Genomic DNA, 22,943 nt, shown 5'->3' with positions numbered 1-22,943 from the left:
CAGTCTAAAACCGCCAGGCGCGGGCTTTGCCGGAGGCGGCGCATACCGCGCCTTCTCCGGGCTACCCGCCCCGCCGCCGGCGAGCGACAACGCCTAAACTTCAATAAACTTCGGCGGATCAAAGGCGGTGATCGGCGGCAGCTCCTCTCGCCACGGGGCGATCTCCACCCAGCAGCTCTGGGCGCTACAGCCCTGTCCCAGGCGCGAACTGCCGCGATCCTCGGTTAATACGTTGGGATTACCGTGCTTATCGAGCGACCGTTCTTCCTTCGGATCCAGCGGGTCATACCAGGCGCCGGTGGACATCTGTACCACGCCGGGCAAAATCTGCTCGCTCAGGTGCACCCCCGCCAGAATCGCCCCGCGGTCGTTATAGACTTTCACCACGCTGCCTTCGCGGATATCCCTTCCCTGCGCATCGCTCGGATGCATCCACAGCGGCTCGCGTCCCTGAACTTTCGTCGCCCGGCTGACGCTGCCGTGGTCGTACTGACTGTGCAGGCGGGCGCGCGGCTGGCTGGAGAGCAGATGAAGCGGCCAGCGCGCCGCCTCCTGCCGCTGGCGGGCGGCCTCCTGTTCATCCCACCACGGATGGCCAGGGCATTCGCGATAGCCAAACCCGGCGACGGTGGCGGAAAAGAGTTCAATTTTGCCGGAGGGCGTGGAAAGCGGATAGCGCTGCGGATCGGCGCGAAAATCGGCGAGAAAAATTTGCGGCCGCTCCGGCGCGCTGTATTCCAGCACCCCTTGCTGCCAGAAGTCATCGAACGAGGGCAGCGCAATACCCTCCTCCTGCGCCCGCGGTCTTGACTCCTCATAGAGATGACGCAGCCACTGCCCGGCGTCCCGCCCTTCGCTGAACGCTTCCCCGAAGCCCAGCCGCCCGGCCAGATCGCAGAAAATAGCGTAATCGTCACGCGCCTCGCCCACCGGCGGGATCTGCGCGCTCATGGCGATCATAAACCCGTCGTGACCGCCGCTGCCGATATCCTCTCGCTCCAGCGAGGTGGTGGCCGGCAGAACGATATCGGAGAATTTGGCCTGCGCGGTCCAGTACTGCTCATGCACCACCACCGTCTCCGGGCGGCGCCAGGCCTCGCACAGTCGGTTGATGTCCTGATGATGATGAAACGCATTGCCTCCCGCCCAGTAGACTAAACGGATATCGGGATAGCGCCGCTGCTGACCGTCGAACTCATAGGTTTCTCCCGGGTGCAGCAGCATATCGGACAGCCGCGCCACCGGGATAACGCTGTCCACCGCATTCTCTCCGGCGGGTAAGCGCGGGCCGGAAAACGCTTTTCGCACCGCGCCCGCCAGGTTGGTGCAGGCGTAGCCAAACCCGAGGCCGCCGCCCGGGGTGCCGAGCTGTCCCAGCAGCGCGGTCAGGGCCACCGTCGCCCAGTAGGCCTGCTCCCCTTGACGGGCGCGCTGGATAGACCAGGAGATATTCACCATCGTCCGGTGGCGGGCCATCTCCCGCGCCAGGTCGGCGATGCGCTGGGCGTCCAGGCCGGTAATCGCCGCCGCCCACGCCGGGGTTTTCGCTACGCCATCGTGCTCGCCCAACAGATAAGCGCAGTAAGGGGCAAACCCGACGGTATGGCTGGCAACAAACGCCTGGTCGTAGAGAGACTCAGCGATCAGCACATAGCTCAGGGCCAGCAGCAGTGCGGTATCGGTACCCGGCTGAATGGCCAGCCACTCGGCGTCGGGCACCGCGCTGAGGTCATTGCGCACCGGACTGATATTGATAAACCGGGTGCCGTTGGCCTGCATCTTATCCAGCCAGTACTGGAGCATATGGTCATTGGCGCCGCCGCCGTTGACCTGGGCATTGCGCAGCGGCAGTCCGCCGATGGCGACAAACAGCTGACACTCCCGGGCCAGCTCGGAAAAATGGGTATGCTGCCGGTGCAGCGGGCTCAGCGGCCCGAGAATATGCGGCAGAATACGCTCGCCCGCGGCGCTGCTATAGGTATTGGTGCTGGCGGTGTACCCGCCAAAGCCCTTGAGAAACCGGTGCAGCTGGCTCTGCGCATGGTGAAAGCGTCCAGCGCTGGCCCAGCCGTAGGAGCCGCCGTAGATCGCCTCATTGCCGCAGCGCGCCTTGACCGAGCGCAGCTCGCGCGCCAGCAGGTCCAGGGCCACCTCCCAGCTGACTTCGACAAAGGGCTCTTTACCTCGCCCTTCTCGTGACGCCGGCCCGTGCTGGAGATAGCCGGCGCGCACCGCCGGACGGCGAATGCGCGTTTGGCTGGTCACCGCGTCGGGGAGCGACTGGCCGATGCGTGAGGGATTTTTATCCCAGGGCACCGGCTTAACCGCCACGATCTCGCCCTCACGGCTCTCCACCTGCCAGGTTCCCCAGTGCATCACCGTATAATTATGCTGTTTCTTCATAGCGCCCGCGTTCTTCTCAGCTTAAGGTTCATTACAATAAAGCGGGGAAATAGGGTAATAATCCTTACCCGGCCAGACATTGCTCTGCTAAAAAAAGCTTTAGCCCGCGCAATCTTCTTTTTTTCTCTGTAGACGCCGTATTTCCCATGCACTCACAATATTAAGAAAATTGTCTTTATCCGCTAAATAAACACGGAATAAGTCAAAAATAAAACCACAAAATAAAAAGGTCTATCCGCCATCATGAAATATTTTCAGGTTCCTCATGACAAAATAAACTTTTTCTCTGACGTTTCTGCGATATAACATTCCTGGCATAACTTAGACTTATTTTGTATTTGAGGTGGCGAGGTGCTTCTTGTCATGCTACCGGTCCGCAACCACCTTCATCACAGGATCATAATAACAATGTCGCAGAAAAGAAAATTATTGCCTGCCGCGCTGGGACTGCTTTCCCTTGCCTCGCTGAGCGTCGCTGCCGCAGACGCCCTCTCCTTACAGGGAAAAACCATTGGCGTTGCCGTGGTCGGCACTCAGCATTTCTGGGATCGCGAGGCCTTTAAAGGCGCGACAGAGGAGGTGGAGAAGCTGGGGGGCAAAGTCATTGGCGTCGATGGCGGCCGCGATAATCAGGTGCATGCCAATAACCACGATATTTTACTGTCACGCAAGGTGGACGCGGTAATTAGTATTCTCGGCGATAGCGCCGTCGAACCAAAATTTAAAGCATTGCGTGATGCCGGTATCCCGGTATTTACCGTAGATCATGTTTCTCAATATTCGGTCAACAATACTACTTCCGATAACTACACCTTAGGCTCAACCATCGGCCGCTACATGGCGGATGAATTAGGCGGCAAAGGCAACGTCGCCGTATTTAACGCCTTCTCCAGCGCGCTGCGTATTTGCGGAATTCGCTACGATCAGTGGAAATATGTCCTTAAGGATTATCCGGATATTCATATTATCCAGCCCGAGCTCGCGGAACAGTTCGCCAACTCGCCGGAAGACGCGCGCAAGAAAACCCTCGAATTACTCAGCCAGTATCCGAAAGGCAAACTGGACGCCATCCATGTCGCCTGCTGGGATCAACCGGCCATCGGCATCGTCCAGGCGCTGGAAGAGACCGGTCGCGATAAAGACGTGAAAGTGACGGCCATCGACGCCGGTCCGGAGACCCTGGAGATCATGGCGGAGCCCGGCAGCCCGTTCGTGGCTAACGTCGCGCAGCAGCCGCATCTGATCGGCCAGACCTCGGCTGACAACGTGGCCCGCTACTTTGCCGGCCAGAAACTACCGGTGCAAACCTTTATTCCGGTGGTTCCGGTGAAAGGTCCGCAGGAAGCGAAAGCGGTGTATAAACAGTTGGGATACGGCGAGCTGCAGTGATTAATCAACATCCTGGCGGGGAACGCCCCGCCGCTGGTCTGGTCATGGAGCAGATCGGTAAACGTTTTGCCAGCGTCACCGCGCTTAATGCGGTTACCCTGCGCCTCAATCAGGGGGAGATTCATGGCCTGATTGGCGAGAACGGCGCCGGTAAATCGACGCTGATCAAGATCCTCGCCGGTGTCTATCAGGCCGACAGTGGCAGCGCCACCCTCGACGGTCACCCGCTGCCCCTTGGCAATCCGGCAGCCATCGAAGCCGCCGGCATCCGCGTTATCCACCAGGAACTGAACCTGATCCCGCACTTTACCGTCGCGGAATCGGTGTTTCTGGGCCAGGAGTATCGCACCCGCTGGGGGGCGCTGGATCGCCGACGGATGAAGGCCGCTACGGCGCAATTTTTCCAGCAAAACTGGCAGCTGGCGATCGACCCCGAACGGCTGGTGCGCGACCTGAGCCTGGCCGAGCGCAAGCTGGTACAAATTGCCCGCGCGCTGATCGACGGCGCAGCGCGGCTGGTAGTGTTCGACGAACCCACCGCCCCCCTGGAGGCGCAGGAGGCCAGTCTGGTCTCCTCCGCCATCCTGCGCCTGCGCGACCAGGGCATTGCCATTCTGTATATTTCCCACTACCTCAATGAGATAGCCACCCTCTGCGACCGCGGCACCGTGCTGCGCAACGGGGAAGTGGTCGGTTACCCGGACCGCGACCTGCTGCAGAATACCGAGGCGCTGATCGCCATGATGGTCGGCCGGGAAATCGACCAGCTGTATACTCCGCGCCAGCGCCCGGCGGCAGACAATGGGGCCACCCCGCTGCTCTCGGTGCGCCAGCTGAGCGACGGGCGGCAGCTGCAGGATCTCTCTTTTGATATTCAGCCGGGCGAAATCGTCGGCGTCGCCGGCCTGCTGGGCGCCGGACGCGATGTGCTGGTCGACTTACTCTACGGCTTACGCCCGGCGGAACGCGGCACCATCCACCTCGAGGGCCGGCCGCGGCGCATTCGTACGCCAAAGCAGGCGATCCGCGCCGGCATGGCGCTGGTGCCGCGCGACCGCCGCCATCAGGGGCTGATCCTGCCCTTCACCACCGCCGACAATATTAATCTCGCCTCGCTGCCGGAGACCGCCACCTTTGGCTGGGAGCGGCGGGGTCTCGCCGAGCAGAAAGCGCGCGACTGGATAGAACAGCTGGCGATCCGCCCGGGACGCCCGGGGCTGCCGGTACGCTACATGAGCGGCGGTAATCAGCAAAAAGCGATCCTCGCCCGCTGGCTGGGGACCGATGCCCGGCTGTTTATTCTCGATGAACCCACCCTGGGGGTCGATATCGGCGCCCGCCGGGATATTTATCAACGTACGCGCCAGCTGGCCGATCAAGGACGGGCGGTGCTGGTCTCCTCCAGCGACGCCCCCGAACTGCTCGGACTATGCGACCGGATCCTGGTCCTCTGGCGCGGCGCGCTGGCGGCCAATCTGCCCACCCGCGGGCTAACGCTGGACGCTCTGCTGGTGGCGATCAACGGCGGACAGGAGCCTTCACCATGAGTACTGCTATCCAGCGTCGCGGCCGTCCGAGCCTGGCGACGCTGATTGAAAAATTTCCCCTGATCCTGTTTCTGGCGCTGCTGGTATGGCTGAGCGTACAGTCGCCCTACTTTCTCAGCTGGCAAAATATCAGCCTGATGCTGGTCCAGAGCGTTCCGCTGGCAATCCTTTGTTTCGGCCTGGTCTGCGTTATCGCCGTGGGCGGGGATGACGTGGTCTCCGGCGGCATCGACCTCTCCCTGCCGGCGACGGCGGTGCTCGGCGTCGCGCTGCTCAGCCTCGGGCTGGCCGAATGGCACACGCCGTATCTCCTGCTGCTGGCGCTGCTGGCGGCGGTTTGCCTGCTGTGCGGGGCGATCAACGGCTTGCTGGTGCTGGCGGCCGGCCTGCCGCCGCTGCTGGCCACCCTCTCGACCTCGGTGGCGTTTACCGGTCTGACAGATCTGTTGACCGGCCAGCGGCGCATCGCGGTCAGCGATCCGCTGATGGTCGCCTTTCGCGACAACAGCGTGCTGGGCCTGCCCTGGCCGCTGGTCTACCTGCTGGGGGTGTTTATCCTGTTCCAGTTCCTGCTCCACCACTCCCGCTTCGGCCAGCATGTGCAGGCGGTGGGCGGCAACCGCGATATGGCGCAGATGAGCGGCCTGAACGTGCGCCGCTTGACCCTGCTGGTCTGGCTGTTAGCGGGCATTGCCGCCGGGCTGGCTATTCTGCCGCTGCTCAGCCAGGGCTCCGGCAGCTCCAGCGGGACGGCCACGCCGCTGCTGCTGGAGACCGTGCTGGCGACCTTTATCGGCGCCGCCTTCTCGCGCCGTCGGGTGGTCACCATCTGGGGGGCGCTGCTGGGGGCAATCCTGGTCAACGCCCTCTCTAACGGGCTCGGCCTGCTGGGGGTCAATATCTTCTGGATGGGCGCCATTAAAGGCGGCCTGATCCTGGTGGTGCTGGCGGCCTCGGCGGTCAGACACAAAGGAGGCGAGGCATGAGTCAAATCACCCTGAAAACCTCTGCGTCGGCGGAACAGACGGCCAGCAGCCCGCTGGCCTGGCTGTCGCGGGCCGGATTTGGCGTCATCACCCTGCTGGCCATCGCCCTGTTTGGCTGGGCGAATCCGGTATTTTTAACCGTGGATAACTGGGCCAACCTGCTGCAGGGCAGCGCGATCCTGCTGATTGTGGCGATGGCGATGACCCTGATCGTCAGCGCCGGGGCGATTGATCTGTCGGTGGGCGTCGCGCTCGATTTCGGCGCCGCCTTCGCCCTCGTCGCCCTGAAAACCTGGCATCTGCCGTGGCAGGCCGCGGTGGGCTGCGCCCTGCTTGGCGGGGTGCTGATTGGCCTGCTCAATGCCTTTCTGATCCTCATCTGCCGGATCCGTCCTTTCCTCGCCACGCTCGGCACCTGGTTTATCGCCAGCAGCGCCGAGCGCATCTATACCGACGGCGGCGGCGCGATAGCCTATCGGCGGATGGCTCCGGAGTATCACGACCTGGCGGTGGGCAACCTTGGCGGGATCCCCACGCCGGTAGCGATCGTGCTAGCGCTGTGGCTGGCGGCCTGGCTGGTTACCGAGCGCACCCTGTGGGGCAAATATGTCCGCGCCATCGGTCAGAACAGCGAAGCGGCGCGTATCGCCGGGATCCGCGATCGCCTGACCATGCTCGGCGTGCTGGTGGCCGCCTCGGCGCTCTGCGCCGTCGGCGGGGTGATCCTCTCCGCCAACCTGCGGCAGTTTACCCCGCTGGCCGGGCAGTCTTACCTGATGGACGCCATTGCGGCAGTATTTATCGGCACTGCCTTTACCCGTCTGGGCCGGGTCAGCATCCTCGGCACCCTCGGCGGCGTGCTGTTCCTTGCCATTATTGATAACGGCCTGAACCTGATGGGGCTCAATTATCTGGTGAAGGACGCGCTGGTCGGCGTGATTCTGGTGGTGGCCCTCGCCCTATCCTTCTGGCAGGCGCGCCTGCGCCAAACGCATCGCTAAACGGGAGAACGATGGCAACCTTTGACGCCGTATTTGTCGGCCTGACTATTCTGGATATCGCCGGGCGCCCGGTGGTGGCGATCCCGCCGCGCGGCGGCGTCGCCTTTATTGAGCAAATTCGTCTCAACCCCGCCGGCACCGCCGCCGGGGCTAATATCAACGCCGCGAAGCTCGGGATCCGCACCGCAGCGGTGGCCTGCCTGGGCGAAGATGAAAAGGCCGACTTTATCCTCGCCAGCTATGCCCGGCTGGGCATCGACTGCTCGCTTATCCAGCGCACCGCGCTGAAGGAGACCTCGGCGACGATCCTGCCGATTCGCCCCAACGGCGAACGTCCGGCCCTGCACTGCCGGGGCGCGTCTGACGCCCTGTTTGTCAGTGAAGCGGAATTTGACGCCGTCCTTGACTGTCGTTTCCTGCATCACGGCGGGACCGGGCTGCTGGCGGCAATGGACCAGGGACAGAGCGCGCGGCTGTTGCAGGCGGCCAAAGCGCGCGGAGTCACCACCAGCTTTGACCTTATCGCCCCGAATGAAGAGACCCTCGAACTACTGCGGCCCCTGTTGCCGTCGGTGGATTATTTCATGCCTTCGCTGGAGGAAGCCGCCTTTCTCTCCGGAGAGACGCAGCCGGAGGCCATCGGCCGCTTCTTCCTGGCGCTCGGCGTGGGCACCTGCATTCTGAAAGACGGCGAGAACGGCTCCTGGCTTATCGGCCGCGATGGCGGGCCGCAGCATATTGCGCCGTGGCCGGTCGAGGCGGTGGATACCACCGGCTGCGGCGACAGCTACTGCGGCGGGTTTATTGCCGCACTGGCGCGCGGACTCAGCGTGAAAGCAGCGTGTGACGTCGCCTCGGCGGTGGCCGCGCTGGTGGCGACCGGGATGGGATCGGATGCCGGGGTAGTGGACTGGGAACAGACCCAGGCTTTTATGGCGGCCCATCGCCCCTGACGATGGACCCGCGCCGCTGCAGAACGCGGCGGCGCAAGCGGCTTAACGCCACTGGTACAGCAGCGGCTCCCCGGCGACATAGCGCTGAAGATCGGCGGCAATCATCGCCGTGTGTTTGGCGATACTCTCCCGGGTGGCTCCGGCGATATGCGGCGTGATAATCACGTTATCGAACTCGATGACAAAAGGATGATCGCGCCACAGCGGTTCGCGGTGATAGACATCCAGCGCCGCGCCGCCCAGCGGGCCGTGGCGCAGGGCATCAATCAGCGCTGCCTCGTCGACCACCGCCGCGCGAGAGGTATTGATCAGCAGCGCGCCTGGCTTCATGCTGTTTAACAGCGCGGCATTCACCAGCCCGTCGCTGTGCGGCCCGCTGCTCAGGTGCAGACTGACGATATCCGCCTCGCGGAACAGCGCCTCCAGGGTCGTTTTCTGTAGCCCTGGCTCATTGATATCCTCTGCGGCGACGAACGGATCCACCACCAACACCGCCATGCCGAACGCCCGGGCGATACGCGCCACCCGGCGGCCAATGTTGCCATACCCCACCAGCCCCAGCGTTTTATTGCTCAGTTCAGTGCCTTTAAACACTTCATAGGGGCTTTCCGGGCTCACGTCCCAGACCACATCCCGCCGCAGACCCTGCTGGGTGGCGGCGGCGGCATTGTCAGCCTGCGTGAATTCCCCCCGCTTCAGCGCCGCATGGGATTGCGGAATATGGCGCGCCAGGCTGAGCATCAGGCCAAGCGTCAGCTCCGCGGCGGCATCGGCATTGCGCCCCGGGGTGTAGAGCACCCGGATGCCGCGCGCCTGGGCGGCCTGGGTATCAATATTCACCGGATTCGCGCGGGTGCAGGCGATTACCTGCAGGCGCGGACAGGCGGCCATCACCGCGTCCGTCACCTCATCATAGCTGGTCACCAGCACCTCGGCGTCGTGGGCCAGCTCAATCAGCTGACCGGCGCTGAGTTTCGGTTTGCCCAGCGCCCACCCCTCCACCAGCAGCTCGCCCAGCTGGTGGAAGGCGCTAAGGTCGCCAGCATGCTCGGCGGTAAAAACGATTTTCATGGTTGTAGGTCCTGAGAAAGAGGTTGAAGGGCGGCCTGTCTGGCCTGCCATACCGGCAGCATCTGCTCGCGCAGCAGGCGGTAAACGGGATACAGCGCCGCGTAGCGGGCATGCGCCTGAGGGCGCGGCTGATAGCGGGTCTGCGCCAGCGGAGGCGTCTCGGCCAGCGCCGCGACGCTACGGGCCGCCAGGATCGCCGCGCCGCGCGCGCTCAGTTCGTTAAAGGCGCTGGAGACCACCGTGCGTCCGGTACAGTCGGCGATAATCTGCAGCCAGGTCGCCGAGGCTGCGCCGCCGCCGGTCAGATACAGCTCGCCGCCCTGCGGATAACCCTGCAGCGCATCGACAATGGCGAAGGCCAGGCCTTCAAACACCGCGCGCTGCAGTTCGGCGCGGGTGGTGTGCGGGCTAATGCCGAAAAAGCCGGCCCGCGCGTCCGGGCTGTAAAACGGCGCACGTTCGCCATTGAGGTACGGCTGCCAGAAGACGCCGCCGCTGCCTGGCTCCACCGCCGCGATCGCCTGCTCCAGGCGCCCCAGATCGGCGTCCAGCGAAATATGCTGCTGCAGCCAGTCAATGTTTGGCGTACCGGCCTGCATCGGAAACAGGGAGATCACCTGTCCGGCTTCGGTATGGGTGACAAAGCGCGTCGCCTCGTTCACCGTCTGCGGGCCGCGGCAGACGATCCCGGTGCAGCAGGTGGTGCCGAGGATCGTGTAGATATCCCCTTCGTTGACCGCGCCGCAGCCCAGCGCGGCGCTACAGACATCCAGCGCCCCGGCGGCCACCGGCGTCGCGGCGGGCAGCCCGGTCAGCGCCGCCACCGCGTCGCTCAGCGTGCCGGCCGGGGCATCCGGGGCCAGCAGCGGGGGAAACAGCGGCAGCAGTTCGTTCAGCCCCATCTCGTTCATCACCACCGAGGACCAGCTGCCGGTCTGCTGATTGAGTAACGAGCTGCTGGCGTCCGTCAGCTCCAGCGCCGCCACGCCGGTCAGGCGAAAGCGGATCCAGTCCTTGGCGAAAAACAGATAGCGCGCGGCCGCCAGCCGCGCCGGCTGATACTGTTTCAGCCAGTACAGCTGCAGGCTGGTATTGCAGGGCTGCAGGTGGGTGCCGGTATCGGCGAAATAGCGGCGGTCGAAGCCGGGTCGGCGCAGCAGGTCGCTCATTAGCTCGTGGCTGCGGGTATCGCTCCACAGGATCCCCGGGCCCACCGGTTCGCCCTGCTCATCGCTGAGCCAGACCCCCTCCCCTTGCCCGGCGAGGCCGATAGCCCGCAGCCGCCCCGCCTGTAGCGCCGGATGGCGGGCAATCTGGCGCAGAATAGCCAGCACCGAATGCCACAGCTGGGTCATATCCTGTTCCGCGTAGCCATTGGCCGACAGGCGGGGTGAGGTATTTTCCGCGGCGCTGGCGCAGGCGGTGAAATGCTGATCAAACAGCACCGCTTTCACCCGCGAGGTGCCAATATCGATACCAAGATAAAAATCCATACCTGCTCCGGCTCAGGGCTCGTAGCGGCGGCGCATCAGCTCGCACTCGAACAGGAACTCCAGCCCCTCCAGTTGACGGCGGGCCTCCTGAATATCTTTCCCCCAGCAGGTCAGGCCGTGGCCGCGCAGCAGAAAGCCGTAGCGCAGCGGGCGGGTTTGCGCATAATCGGCAATCCGCGCCGCCAGGGCGTCAATATCCTGGTCATTATCGAAGATGGCGATCGGAACGGTATCGAGATGGCTATGCTGCCCGCTAAGGGTTTTCTGCATTTCATACCCCTGCAGCGCCAGCGTGTCGCTTTTTTCGATGCGCGACAGCACGGTGGCGTTGACGGTATGCACATGCAGCACCACGTTGGCTTCCGGGAACAGGCGATACACCAGGGTGTGCAGACCGGTCTCGGCCGACGGCTTCCGTCCGGAAGGTGCCTGGTTGGTGGCGATCTCAACCTGCAGAAAATCCTCGGTTGTCAGGCTGCCTTTGTCGCGGCCCGACTCGCTTAGCCAGCACCAGGTATCATCCTGACGCACCGACATATTGCCGCCGGTCGCCGGCGCCCAGCCTTTCGCGCCGATCCAATGACAGGTGGTGACCAGTTGCGCGAGTCTTTCTTGCCACATAGCAGTTCCTTAGGTTAGCGATGATTTATTTAGCCGTCTAAATGGCTATTTATCCGATACTAACACCGCTAACCGGAGGGGACAATATTTCAGGAAACACACACAAGACAAATGGTTATATCATAAAAGCATATTAAATAACCTTTATTCACAGTGATTTAACCAACCATTTTCAGTACACCACTATTCTCCACTACTCTCTGGCCAAAAACAGGCGGATCGTCCTGGCTAAAATTCTCCTCCGGTGCCAGGGATGCGCTCACCGCCCTCCTCTGCCCTGGACTGGTGCAAAACCTGGCAGGATGCACAGTAGAATGGCATTACCCCTCCGGGATCCTTCAATAACTGTGCATGTTGCACACCGCGCGCTATTCCCCGTGCCCGGTTTTTCCTGGCACATCTCTTGCTACTTCCGGCTATCACCGCCCATCTACCAGCCAGAGGTTCCAGGATGTCAAACAGCAATGATTTTCCCCTCGTCGAAGCGCCCGCCGCCGGACGCAAAGGCGTATTTTCCATCGCCATGGTGTTGTTCAGCTTTACCTTTTTCACCGGCACGATGTTCGCCGGCGGTAAACTCGGCGTCTCCTTTTCCATCGTCAATCTGCTGTGGATAGCCGTCATCGGCAACGCCTTGCTGGCCCTCTATGCCGCGTCGCTGGGCTGGATCGCCGCGCGCAGCGGCCTGAATACGGTGCTGATGGGCCGGTTCTGCTTCGGGGAGATTGGCAGCAAGCTGGCCGATTTTATTCTTGGCTTTGCCGAGCTGGGCTGGTACGCCTGGGGCACCGCCACGGTCGCTATCTCGTTGGTGAAGATCCTCGCTCTGCCCGAGGCGCTGACCCAGCCGTTGATGGTGCTGTTTGGTATTCTGTTCTGCGTCACCGCGCTGGTGGGCTACAAGGGACTGGACGCGCTGTCGCGCCTGTCGGTGCCATTGATGTTTGTGCTGCTGATGGTCTCCATGTATCTGGCGCTGCACCACGCCGGCGGCTGGCAGGCGATGACCCGTATTGCCCCGAGCGACACCATGAGCTGGTCGGCGGCCATCACCATGGTCTTCGGCACTTTCGCCAGCGGCGCCACCCAGGCGACAAACTGGACCCGGCTGGCCAACTCCAGCCGGACCGCCATTCTCGCCAGCATGGGCAGCTTCCTCATCGGCAACGGGCTGATGATCGTCGCCGGCGCCTGGTGCGCTATCGTCTATCAACAGGCCGATATCGTTGAAGTGCTGATCCTGCAGGGGCTGTCGGTGGCCGCGGTGATCATGCTCTGTCTCAACCTGCTGACCATCCAGGGCCCCACCATCTATAACGTCTCCGCCGCCGCCTGCCATCTGCTGCGCAGCGAACGTCGCCGGACGCTGACCCTCGCCGCCGCCGGGGTGGGCATTGTGCTGGCCATTGGCGGGATGTACGAAATGCTGATCCCCTTCCTCGTGCTGCTGGGCAGTATTATTCCGCCCATCGGCGGGGTGATCCTCGCCGACTACTGGTTCGCCCGCGGCGGGCGCTATCCCCTGCTGCAGAACGCCCGCCTGCCGCGTTTTAACTGGCTGGGACTCGGCGCCTACGCCGCCGGCGCGGTGGTGGCCTATCTTTCGCCGTGGATCGCGCCGCTGGTGGGGATCTCCGTTTCCGCGCTGGTCTATATCGCCCTGACTCTGCTAAGCAAACGCCAGCCTGCCGCCGTCGCGGAGCAGGAGCCATGAGCCTGACGGTCAGCGAACTGCTGGCCCTTGAGGGACTCTCCGCCCTGCGTCTGCGGGCGGGAAAGCAAGGGCTGCAGCGGGCCGTACGCTGGTACTATGTGGCGGAAAATGAACATATCGCCGAGTGGATCATGGGCGGCGAGCTGGTGTTTATCACCGGCATCAACCATCCCCGGGATGAAGCCAACCTGATCCAGTTGCTGATGGAGGGCAAACAGCGCGGCATCGCCGGGATGGTGATCCTCACCGGCGAGGCCTATATCCACGCCATTCCCGCCACGCTGATCGCCCTTGCCGACGAGCTGGGCATGCCGCTGATCGAGCAGCCCTACCTGCTGAAGATGGTGATTGTCACCGAGCGCATCGGCACCGCGCTGGTCCGCAGCGAAAACGTCCTGCAGTCGCAGCGCGACATTCTGATGCAGCTGGTCACCGGCGACTATCCGGACCTGCAGATGCTCCATCAGCGCGCCCTCCATCAGCAGCTCGATTTTACCCGTCCGCTGCGGCTGGCGGCGCTGCGTCTGGAGGGGCTGTCCCGCCTGTTTCGCCAGTTCCCGCCCGAGCAGGCCGAAGCCTGGCTGCTGCAGGCCCACCGCAGCGTACGTCAGCAGCTGCAGCAGCAGCTCAACCAGCAGGGCAATCCCTTCCCGCTGCTGGAGCGCAGCAATATGTTTCTTTTCCTGCTGCCGGATGAGGAGGGGGAAGGCTTTCAGCAGAAAAAATGGCTACAGCAGTGGCTGCAGGCGCTGGCGGACGGAGAGGAGAGTTTGTCGCTGCTCTGCGGCCTCTCCGCGCCGGTCAGGCAGTTGCAGGGCTACCCGCGGGCGCTGTCGCAGGCGCGCCAGGCGCTGGATCTGTGCGATACCCTGCGGCCAACCCAGCGCATCAGCGACTATCAGCAGCTGGGGTTTATCAAACTGCTGTCCGCGGTCAGCGACCCGGCGCTGCTCAACGATTTTATGCACGACACCCTCGGCTGCCTGATCGAGCCGGGCCGTAAAGCGCCGTGGCTGCTGCTGGAGACCCTCGAGACGCTGCTGCAGGAGAACGGCAACGTGGTGCGGGCCGCCGACCGGCTGGGTCTCCATCGCAACACGTTGCATCAGCGCATCCAGCGCATTGAAAAACTGACCGGCTACCCGGTCAGCCATCCTCAGTTTCATCTCAACGCCTCGGTCGCGCTGGTGATCTGGCGTTTATCGCAAAACCATTTACAGGACCCACCATGAAAATTATTAACGCTCGCCTGCGCCGCCAGGAGGCGCTGTTTACTCTTGACCTGCAGGACGGGATGATTCACCGCATCACCGCCCAGGCCGCGATGCAGACTGCCGACGCCGGGGATATCGACGCCCAGGGCCGGCTGGCGATCCCGCCCTTCGTCGAGCCGCATATCCATCTTGACGCCACCCTCACCGCGGGCGAGCCGGAGTGGAACCGCAGCGGCACCCTGTTTGAAGGCATCACCCGCTGGAGCCAGCGCAAAGCGAGCATTACCCCGGAGGACACCCGCCAGCGGGCGCTGAAAACCATCGGCATGCTGCGCGACTTCGGCGTCCAGCACGTCCGGACCCATGTGGATGTCACCGATCCGTCGCTGTCGGCCCTGAAGGCGCTGCTGGCGGTGAAACAAGAGGCCGCCGATCTCATCGATCTGCAGATTGTCGCCTTTCCGCAGGAGGGAATCGAATCGTATCCCAACGGCCGGGAGCTGATGACGCGCGCCATCGAGATGGGCGCCGACGTGGTGGGCGGCATTCCGCACTATGAGAACACCCGCGACAAAGGGGTCAGCTCGGTGATGTTTTTGATGGACCTCGCCCAGCGCTACGGCCGCCTGGTGGATGTCCACTGCGATGAAATCGACGATCCGCAGTCGCGTTTCCTCGAAGTGCTGGCGGAGGAGGCGCGGGTGCGCGGCATGGGGGCCCAGGTCACCGCCAGCCACACCTGCGCGATGGGCTCTTATGATAACGCCTACTGCTCAAAGCTGTTTCGCCTGCTGAAAGCCTCGGGCATCAACTTCATCTCCTGCCCGACCGAAAGCATTCATCTGCAGGGCCGGTTTGACAGCTGGCCGAAACGGCGCGGCGTCACCCGGGTGGCGGAGCTGGATCGCGCCGGCATCAACGTCTGCTTTGCCCAGGACTCGATTCAGGATCCGTGGTACCCGCTGGGGAACGGCAATATCCTGCGCATTCTGGATGCCGGGCTGCACATCTGCCATATGCTCGGCTATGACGATCTGCAGCGCTGTCTCGACTTCGTCACCGACAACAGCGCCCGGGCGCTGTGTCTGGGCGATAACTACGGCCTCGCCGAAGGCCGCCCGGCGAACCTGCTGATCCTCGATGCGGAAAACGACTACGAGGCCGTCCGCCGTCAGGCACGGGTGCTGACCTCCATTCGCCACGGCAAGGTGATTTTGCAGCGTGAGGTGGAGCACATCCGCTACCCGGCATAGGGCGCAAGGCGCTGCGCGACGACGCCTTTCTGTGATACCTTTTCAGGCAGTGTGCGTGACCGACGCCCGCCCGGGCGTCGGCATCCTGGAAAACAGACGGCGCGAAACGACGATGAGCGATAAAAAATGGATTAAGGCCGAGGACGTGGCCAGACTGGCCGGCGTCTCGCGCTCGGCGGTCTCCCGCACCTTCACCCCCGGCGCCTCGGTGTCGGAGAAGACCCGGCAGAAGGTGCTGAGCGCCGCGGAAGCCCTGGGCTATCAGGTGAATATCATCGCCCGGACGATGATCACCGGCAGCAGTAATTTTATCGGCATCGTCACCGCCGGTTTCGACAACCCGTTTCGCAGCAAACTGCTGGCGCCGCTGGTCCATCAGCTGGCGCTCAATGGCTTTATGCCGCTGCTGATGAACGCTGACGATCCGCAGCAGCTCGCCCCCTCGCTTAAACAACTGCTGAGCTATCACGTCGCCGGGGTGATCATCACCTCCGGCGCGCCGCCGCTGTCGCTGGCGGAAGAGTATCTGGCGCGCAAGATCCCCGTCACCCTGATCAACCGCCATGCGGACCTCGCCGGCTGCGACCGGGTGTGCAGCGATAACGCCCAGGGAGCGAAGCTGGTGGCGGATCTGTTCAGCCGCCGAGGCTGGCGGCAGGTTGGCTTTATTGGCGAAAATCGCGAGAACTTCAGCACCCGCCAGCGCTATGAGGCTTTTATCGCCCGGACGTCGGATATGGCGGTGAGCAGCCGCTTCTGCGACGGCGGCGGCTATCAGGCCGGCTACCAGGCTGCCAGAGAATTGGTTGCTGAAAACCCCGGGATGCAGGCGCTGTTTTGCGCCACCGATATGCTGGCGCTGGGCGCCCAGGACGGCCTGCGGGACGCCGCCGCCCCGCTGCCGGCCATCGTCGGCTTTGACGATATCCCGCAGGCGGACTGGCAGCCCTATCAGCTCACCACCGTTCAGCAGAATACCGCCCTGCTGGCCCACCACGCGGTGGATTTGTTAATGACGCGGATCGCCCGCTTCAGCCTGCCCTCGCGCCATCGCGAAGTGCCGGTGAAACTAATTATTCGTCATAGCGCCAAATGAAAAAATCATTTTATGCTGGAGCGATCACAGAATCTTCTGCGAAACCCGGCCACACTCATTCGGCCCTTCGGGGCTGTTTTTTTCACGCAAAATGCACACGTGTGCAAAATAGGGAGTCACTATGCAATCTCAGGAATCAGAAGCGCTACAGGCCCGCTACCGTCTGGCCTGCGAGCTGGCGAAAGCGGGGGCTGAGCTGGCGTTTGAATACTATCAACAGCGCGAGGCGTTGACCGTCGACCATAAGGGCGACGACCTGCAGGATGTGGTCAGCGTGGCCGATAAGCGGGTGGAGGCCTTTGTCAAACAGCGCATTCAGAGCGCGTTTCCGGAGGATGGTTTTCTCGGCGAAGAGAGCGGCGCTCGCCTGCCCGACGCGCGAGTGCTGTGGGTGGTCGACCCCATCGATGGCACCAGCTGTTTCCTCAACGGCCTGCACACCTGGTGCCTGTCGCTGGCGATCGTCGCCGACGGCGAACCGGTCATCGGCGTGGTCTACGACCCCAACCATCGCGAGCTGTTTCACGCCCTGCGGGGCCATGGCGCCTGGCTCAACGACGCTCCGATCCGTCCGCACCCCGCGACGACGGTCAAAGAGGGCGTGATGGGCGTCGGCACCTCGCATCGCGTCACCCCGGCGGACTTTCTGCCGTTTCTGCAGGCGCTGCTCAGCGACGGCGGCATGTTTATCCGCAACGGCTCCGGGGCGTTGATGAGCGCCTGGGCGGCGGCGGGCCGGTTGATTGGCTACTACGAGCCGCACATGAACCCGTGGGACGCCCTGCCGGGGCTGGTGCTGATGCGCGAAGCGGGCGGCGCCAGCAACGATTTTCTGGCGCAGGAGGGGATCCAGCGCGGCAATCCGCTGCTGCTGGCCAGCCAGACGCTCTACCCGCAGCTGAAAAAGATGATCCCACAACCATTACATTAACCCTTACGGGTCAGGCTATTTCTGATTATGTACTCTACACAGTAACGATAACTTCATTCACGGACGAACCACATCAATCAGTCAGGCCTCCGACCTGCGGAGAACCACCTATGTCTGGAATTATCGCTTTTTTCCGGGCGTCGCCGCCGAAAGCGGGCGCCGCGTTTGATGAACACCGTTTTCGCCGGGTGCGCTGGCAAACCTTTATCGCCATGACCCTGGCCTACGTCACCTTTTACGTCTGCCGGTTATCCTTCACCGTCGCCAAAAGCGCGCTGGTGGAGCTGGGGATCACCCCGACGGAGCTCGGCATGATCGGCTCTACCCTGTTCTTCAGCTACGCCATCGGCAAACTGGTCAATGGTTTTATCGCCGATCACGCCAACGTGGTGCGCTATATGAGCCTCGGTTTATTGCTCAGCGCCGGGATGAACCTGATGATGGGGATGACCACCAACGCCCTGCTGCTGGCCATCTTCTGGGGGATCAACGGCTGGGCGCAGTCGATGGGCGTCGGCCCCTGCGCGGTCTCGCTGGCGCGCTGGTACGGCGTTAAGGAGCGCGGCACCTTCTATGGCATCTGGTCGACGGCGCATAATATCGGCGAGGCGGTGACCTATATGGTGATCGCCGCGGTGATCGCCGGGTTTGGCTGGCAGATGGGCTACCTGTCCACCGCCGCGCTCGGCGCCGCCGGCGTGGTGCTGCTGGTGCTGTTCATGCACGATTCGCCGCAGAGCAGCGGCTTCCCGTCCATCAACGTCATCCGCGATGAACCGCAGGAAGAGGTCGAAGCCCGCGGCTCGGTGTTTAAAAACCAGCTGCTGGCGCTGCGTAACCCGGCGCTGTGGACCCTCGCCCTCGCCTCCGCCTTTATGTACATCGACCGCTACGCCGTCAACTCCTGGGGGATCTTCTTTCTGGAGCAGGATAAAGCTTATTCCACCCTGGAGGCGTCCGGGATTATCGGCGTCAACGCTATCGCCGGCATCGCCGGGACCATCATCGCCGGCATGCTCTCCGACCGCTTTTTCCCGCGCAACCGCAGCGTGATGGCCGGATTCATCAGCCTGCTGAACACCGCCGGCTTCGCCCTGATGCTCTGGTCGCCGCACAATTACTACACTGATATTCTGGCGATGATTATCTTCGGGGCCACCATTGGCGCTCTGACCTGCTTCCTTGGCGGGCTGATCGCCGTCGATATCTCTTCGCGCAAGGCCGCCGGGGCCGCGCTCGGCACCATCGGCATCGCCAGCTACGCCGGCGCCGGCCTGGGCGAGTTTCTCACCGGGATCATTATTGATAAAACGGCTATCCTTGAAAACGGCAAAACGCTGTATGATTTCAGCACGTTGACGCTGTTCTGGGTGGGTACCGGTCTGGGTTCCGCGCTACTCTGTTTTACCACTGCCGCCATCGTCGCCCGGCGCCATGCCGTCGAACGGCAGACCTCGTTCTCCTCATAACCGATTAACGAATAAGGAAGAAGATATGATGCCTGCAAGACATCAGGGGCTGTTACGCCTGTTTATCGCCTGCGCGCTGCCGCTGCTGGCGCTGCAATCTGCCGCCGCCGCGGACTGGCAGCTGGAGAAAGTGGTCGAGCTCAGCCGCCACGGTATTCGTCCGCCGACGGCCGGCAACCGGGAAGCCATCGAGGCCGCCACCGGCCGACCGTGGACCGAGTGGACCACCCATGACGGGGAGCTCACCGGCCATGGCTATGCCGCCGTGGTCAACAAAGGGCGTGCGGAAGGCCAGCATTACCGCCAGCTCGGCCTGCTGCAGGCCGGATGCCCGACGGCGGAGTCGATATACGTGCGCGCCAGCCCGCTGCAGCGTACGCGAGCGACCGCCCAGGCGCTGGTGGATGGCGCCTTCCCCGGCTGCGGCGTCGCTATCCATTATGTCAGCGGGGATGCCGATCCCCTGTTTCAGACCGACAAGTTCGCCGCCACGCAAACCGACCCCGCCCGCCAGCTGGCGGCGGTGAAAGAGAAGGCCGGGGATCTGGCGCAGCGTCGGCAGGCGCTGGCGCCGACCATCCAGCTATTGAAACAGGCGGTTTGTCAGGCCGATAAGCCCTGCCCGATCTTCGATACCCCGTGGCAGGTCGAGCAGAGCAAAAGTGGGAAGACCACCATTAGCGGACTGAGCGTGATGGCCAATATGGTGGAGACGCTGCGTCTCGGCTGGAGTGAAAACCTGCCTCTCAGCCAGCTGGCGTGGGGCAAGATCACCCAGGCCAGGCAGATCACCGCCCTGCTGCCGCTGTTAACGGAAAACTACGATCTGAGTAACGATGTATTGTATACCGCGCAAAAACGCGGGTCGGTGCTGCTCAACGCTATGCTCGATGGCGTCAAACCGGAGGCGAATCCGAACGTACGCTGGCTGCTGCTGGTGGCCCATGACACCAACATCGCCATGGTGCGCACGCTGATGAACTTTAGCTGGCAGCTGCCGGGCTACAGCCGGGGAAATATCCCGCCGGGCAGTAGCCTGGTGCTGGAGCGCTGGCGCAACGCGAAGAGCGGAGAACGCTATCTGCGGGTCTATTTCCAGGCGCAAGGCCTCGACGACCTGCGTCGTCTGCAGACGCCGGACGCGCAGCACCCGATGCTGCGTCAGGAGTGGCGTCAGCCGGGCTGCCGTCAGACCGACGTCGGTACGCTGTGTCCCTTCCAGGCGGCCATCACCGCGCTGGGTCAGCGTATCGACCGGTCATCCGCCCCGGCGGTAGCCATGGTCCTGCCGTAGCGGCGCGGTGTTTGTCCGGGCCCGGGAAAACCTTTTTTTCCAGGCCCGGCACGACGTCCGTTATCCGTTGTCCGGCGCAAACGCCCCGGCGGCGACCTGCGCCGGGGTGACCACCCCGCTGTCCAGCACCCAGCCGCTTATCAGCCCAGCAGGTGTGACGTCGAACGCCGGATTGTAAACGGCGGCCCCCGTCGGCGCCCACTGTACCGCGCCGAAGCTGCCCGCCACTCCGGTCACTTCCGCCGCCGCGCGCTGCTCAATGGGGATCGCCGCCCCGTTCGGGCAATGGCGGTCGAGGGTGGTCTGCGGGGCAGCGACGTAAAACGGGATCTGGTGATAATGGGCCAAAACCGCCAGAGAATAGGTGCCGATTTTATTCGCCACATCGCCGTTGGCGGCGATACGGTCGGCGCCGACCCACACCGCATCCACCTGCCCCTGCGCCATCAGGCTGGCGGCCATTGAATCGGCGATCAGCTGATAGGGCACGCCCAGCTCGCCCAGCTCCCAGGCGGTTAAACGACCGCCCTGCAGCAGCGGCCGGGTTTCATCAACCCATACGTTGGTCACTTTTCCCTGCCGGTGCGCCAGCGCGATAACGCCGAGGGCGGTCCCTACCCCGGCGGTCGCCAGGCCACCGGTGTTGCAGTGGGTCAGCAGTCGACTGCCGGGCTTCACCAGCGCACTGCCCGCCTCAGCGATGCGGTCGCACAGTTGTTTATCTTCTTCGACCAGACGCAAGGCTTCCGCTTCCAGCGCCTGCGGGTAATCCTCCCGGGCCAGCGCCTGCTTCATGCGATCCAGATTATTCATCAGGTTGACCGCCGTCGGCCGCGCCGCGCGCAGCGTCTCCAGCGCCTGCTGGAGTGCATCCCGGTTCAGGCCGCGCTGGGCCAGCAGAGCCAGCAGCAGGCTGGCTGACAGGCCAATCAGCGGCGCGCCGCGCACCCGCAGGGTATGAATATGGTCCACCAGCAGCGCAACGTTATCCGCCGCCAGCCAGCGTGTTTCCTGCGGCAAGGCCTGCTGGTCGAGAATAAAAAGCTGATTTTCACTCACCCGCAGGCTGGTGGTCTGTAATGTCTGCATGTCGTTAAATCCCTGTTGCGTTGTTGTATCACATTGTGTCAGGATGGAATCCAGAAGTATAGACGTCTGAACGGCTTAATCAGAATTCGAGGATCGAGGCAATGTCGCAATACCATACCTTCACCGCCCACGATGCCGTGGCTTACGCGCAACAGTTCGCCGGCATCGACAACCCATCTGAGCTGGTCAGCGCGCAGGAAGTGGGCGATGGCAACCTCAATCTGGTGTTTAAAGTGTTCGATCGTCAGGGCGTCAGCCGGGCGATCGTCAAACAGGCCCTGCCCTACGTGCGCTGCGTCGGCGAATCCTGGCCGCTGACCCTCGACCGCGCCCGTCTCGAAGCGCAGACCCTGGTCGCCCACTATCAGCACAGCCCGCAGCACACGGTAAAAATCCATCACTTTGATCCCGAGCTGGCGGTGATGGTGATGGAAGATCTTTCCGACCACCGCATCTGGCGCGGGGAGCTTATCGCTAACGTCTACTATCCCCAGGCGGCCCTCCAGCTTGGCGACTATCTGGCGCAGGTGTTGTTCCACACCAGCGATTTCTACCTCCATCCCCACGAGAAAAAGGCGCAGGTGGCGCAGTTTATTAACCCGGCGATGTGCGAGATCACCGAGGATCTGTTCTTTAACGACCCGTATCAGATCCACGAACGCAATAACTACCCGGCGGAGCTGGAGGCCGATGTCGCCGCCCTGCGCGACGACGCTCAGCTTAAGCTGGCGGTGGCGGCGCTGAAGCACCGTTTCTTTGCCCATGCGGAAGCGCTGCTGCACGGCGATATCCACAGCGGGTCGATCTTCGTTGCCGAAGGCAGCCTGAAGGCCATCGACGCCGAGTTCGGCTACTTCGGCCCCATTGGCTTCGATATCGGCACCGCCATCGGCAACCTGCTGCTGAACTACTGCGGCCTGCCGGGCCAGCTCGGCATTCGCGATGCCGCCGCCGCGCGCGAGCAGCGGCTGAACGACATCCACCAGCTGTGGACCACCTTTGCCGAGCGCTTCCAGGCGCTGGCGGCGGAGAAAACCCGCGACGCGGCGCTGGCTTACCCCGGCTACGCCTCCGCCTTTCTGAAAAAGGTGTGGGCGGACGCAGTCGGCTTCTGCGGCAGCGAACTTATCCGCCGCAGCGTCGGACTGTCGCACGTCGCGGATATCGACACTATCCAGGACGACGCCATGCGTCATGAGTGCCTGCGCCACGCCATTACCTTGGGCAGAGCGCTGATCGTGCTGGCCGAGCGTATCGACAGCGTCGACGAGCTGCTGGCGCGGGTACGCCAGTACAGCTGAGTGCGCCTGTTTCCCTCACCCCAACCCTCTCCCACAGGGAGAGGGAGCCCCCCCTAAAAAAGTGCCATTTTCTGGGATTGCCCGGCGGCGCTGCTGGACTGCACCCCAAAAGTTGGAC

Annotated in this window: 18 protein-coding genes; 13 read left to right on the top strand and 5 right to left on the bottom strand. The window is 63.1% G+C overall.

What is annotated here, in order from left to right; genetic code table 11:
* Positions 1–93 precede the first annotated feature (93 nt).
* Positions 94–2,403 (bottom strand): molybdopterin-dependent oxidoreductase, encoded by a 2,310-nt coding sequence (locus KHQ26_RS25665; protein WP_020316697.1) that lies wholly within the window; start codon positions 2,401–2,403, stop codon positions 94–96.
* A 408-nt stretch (positions 2,404–2,811) separates the two neighbouring features.
* On the opposite strand from KHQ26_RS25665, the gene KHQ26_RS25660 reads away from it, so the two are divergent.
* From KHQ26_RS25660 to KHQ26_RS25640, 5 genes are read left to right on the top strand one after another with little or no spacing between them, the layout of a single operon-like run.
* On the top strand, positions 2,812–3,792 hold the full coding sequence (locus KHQ26_RS25660) for a sugar ABC transporter substrate-binding protein (protein WP_002894353.1): 981 nt from the start codon (positions 2,812–2,814) through the stop codon (positions 3,790–3,792).
* 44 nt (positions 3,793–3,836) lie between these two features.
* Positions 3,837–5,339, top strand: coding sequence for a sugar ABC transporter ATP-binding protein (locus KHQ26_RS25655; RefSeq protein WP_020802199.1), 1,503 nt, complete (start codon positions 3,837–3,839; stop codon positions 5,337–5,339).
* Positions 5,336–6,325, top strand: a complete 990-nt coding sequence (locus KHQ26_RS25650) for an ABC transporter permease (RefSeq protein ID WP_020803770.1) — start codon at positions 5,336–5,338, stop codon at positions 6,323–6,325. Before KHQ26_RS25655 ends, KHQ26_RS25650 begins: the two co-directional genes overlap by 4 nt.
* Positions 6,322–7,326 carry an ABC transporter permease gene (locus KHQ26_RS25645; RefSeq protein WP_004191361.1) on the top strand — a complete coding sequence of 335 codons (1,005 nt, stop codon included), beginning with the start codon at positions 6,322–6,324 and terminating at the stop codon, positions 7,324–7,326. Before KHQ26_RS25650 ends, KHQ26_RS25645 begins: the two co-directional genes overlap by 4 nt.
* An 11-nt stretch (positions 7,327–7,337) precedes the next feature.
* On the top strand, positions 7,338–8,279 hold the full coding sequence (locus KHQ26_RS25640; RefSeq protein WP_004147553.1) for a carbohydrate kinase family protein: 942 nt from the start codon (positions 7,338–7,340) through the stop codon (positions 8,277–8,279).
* Positions 8,280–8,321: 42 nt separating this feature from the next.
* On the opposite strand, the gene KHQ26_RS25635 is transcribed toward KHQ26_RS25640, so the two are convergent.
* Genes KHQ26_RS25635 through KHQ26_RS25625 form a run of 3 tightly spaced genes read right to left on the bottom strand, consistent with a single transcriptional unit; the run spans position 8,322 to position 11,464 of the window.
* Entirely contained in the window at positions 8,322–9,350 is a 1,029-nt protein-coding gene (locus KHQ26_RS25635; protein WP_211777976.1) for a 2-hydroxyacid dehydrogenase, read from the bottom strand.
* Complete coding sequence (locus tag KHQ26_RS25630; RefSeq protein WP_004147551.1) at positions 9,347–10,843, bottom strand: FGGY-family carbohydrate kinase; 1,497 nt, start codon at positions 10,841–10,843, stop codon at positions 9,347–9,349. The genes KHQ26_RS25635 and KHQ26_RS25630 overlap by 4 nt, the downstream gene beginning before the upstream one ends.
* A gap of 12 nt (positions 10,844–10,855) precedes the next feature.
* The gene (locus KHQ26_RS25625) at positions 10,856–11,464 is read right to left on the bottom strand and encodes a methylthioribulose 1-phosphate dehydratase (protein ID WP_002894164.1); all 609 of its coding nucleotides are present in this window, start codon (positions 11,462–11,464) and stop codon (positions 10,856–10,858) included.
* A gap of 451 nt (positions 11,465–11,915) precedes the next feature.
* Here KHQ26_RS25625 and codB point away from each other — a divergent pair, with 451 nt between their 5' ends.
* The 7 genes from codB (at position 11,916) to KHQ26_RS25590 (ending at position 20,435) form a co-directional block, all read left to right on the top strand.
* Positions 11,916–13,178 (top strand): cytosine permease, encoded by a 1,263-nt coding sequence (gene codB, locus KHQ26_RS25620; protein ID WP_009485210.1) that lies wholly within the window; start codon positions 11,916–11,918, stop codon positions 13,176–13,178.
* Complete coding sequence (locus KHQ26_RS25615) at positions 13,175–14,410, top strand: PucR family transcriptional regulator (RefSeq protein ID WP_020803787.1); 1,236 nt, start codon at positions 13,175–13,177, stop codon at positions 14,408–14,410. Before codB ends, KHQ26_RS25615 begins: the two co-directional genes overlap by 4 nt.
* Positions 14,407–15,645 (top strand): cytosine deaminase, encoded by a 1,239-nt coding sequence (gene codA / locus KHQ26_RS25610; RefSeq protein ID WP_020803768.1) that lies wholly within the window; start codon positions 14,407–14,409, stop codon positions 15,643–15,645. Before KHQ26_RS25615 ends, codA begins: the two co-directional genes overlap by 4 nt.
* Positions 15,646–15,790: 145 nt before the next feature.
* Entirely contained in the window at positions 15,791–16,741 is a 951-nt protein-coding gene (locus tag KHQ26_RS25605; protein WP_072157843.1) for a LacI family DNA-binding transcriptional regulator, read from the top strand.
* Between the two features lie 121 nt (positions 16,742–16,862).
* Entirely contained in the window at positions 16,863–17,672 is an 810-nt protein-coding gene (locus KHQ26_RS25600) for an inositol monophosphatase family protein (RefSeq protein WP_004178995.1), read from the top strand.
* Positions 17,673–17,782: 110 nt separating this feature from the next.
* Positions 17,783–19,141, top strand: coding sequence for an MFS transporter (locus KHQ26_RS25595; protein WP_211777975.1), 1,359 nt, complete (start codon positions 17,783–17,785; stop codon positions 19,139–19,141).
* Positions 19,142–19,166: 25 nt separating this feature from the next.
* Positions 19,167–20,435, top strand: a complete 1,269-nt coding sequence (locus KHQ26_RS25590) for a histidine phosphatase family protein (RefSeq protein WP_004176900.1) — start codon at positions 19,167–19,169, stop codon at positions 20,433–20,435.
* Between the two features lie 60 nt (positions 20,436–20,495).
* Here KHQ26_RS25590 and mtnA read toward each other — a convergent pair whose 3' ends face one another.
* Positions 20,496–21,524, bottom strand: a complete 1,029-nt coding sequence (gene mtnA, locus KHQ26_RS25585; RefSeq protein ID WP_004191378.1) for an S-methyl-5-thioribose-1-phosphate isomerase — start codon at positions 21,522–21,524, stop codon at positions 20,496–20,498.
* 101 nt (positions 21,525–21,625) lie between these two features.
* Here mtnA and mtnK point away from each other — a divergent pair, with 101 nt between their 5' ends.
* Complete coding sequence (gene mtnK, locus KHQ26_RS25580; RefSeq protein ID WP_020324576.1) at positions 21,626–22,825, top strand: S-methyl-5-thioribose kinase; 1,200 nt, start codon at positions 21,626–21,628, stop codon at positions 22,823–22,825.
* Positions 22,826–22,943 lie beyond the last annotated feature (118 nt).

The sequence above is a fragment of the Klebsiella sp. 10 genome, from assembly GCF_018223925.1.
Lineage (GTDB): Bacteria > Pseudomonadota > Gammaproteobacteria > Enterobacterales > Enterobacteriaceae > Klebsiella > Klebsiella pneumoniae.
The sequence above is the reverse complement of the archived record's forward strand: the minus strand, read 5'-3'. Positions and strand labels throughout refer to the sequence as shown.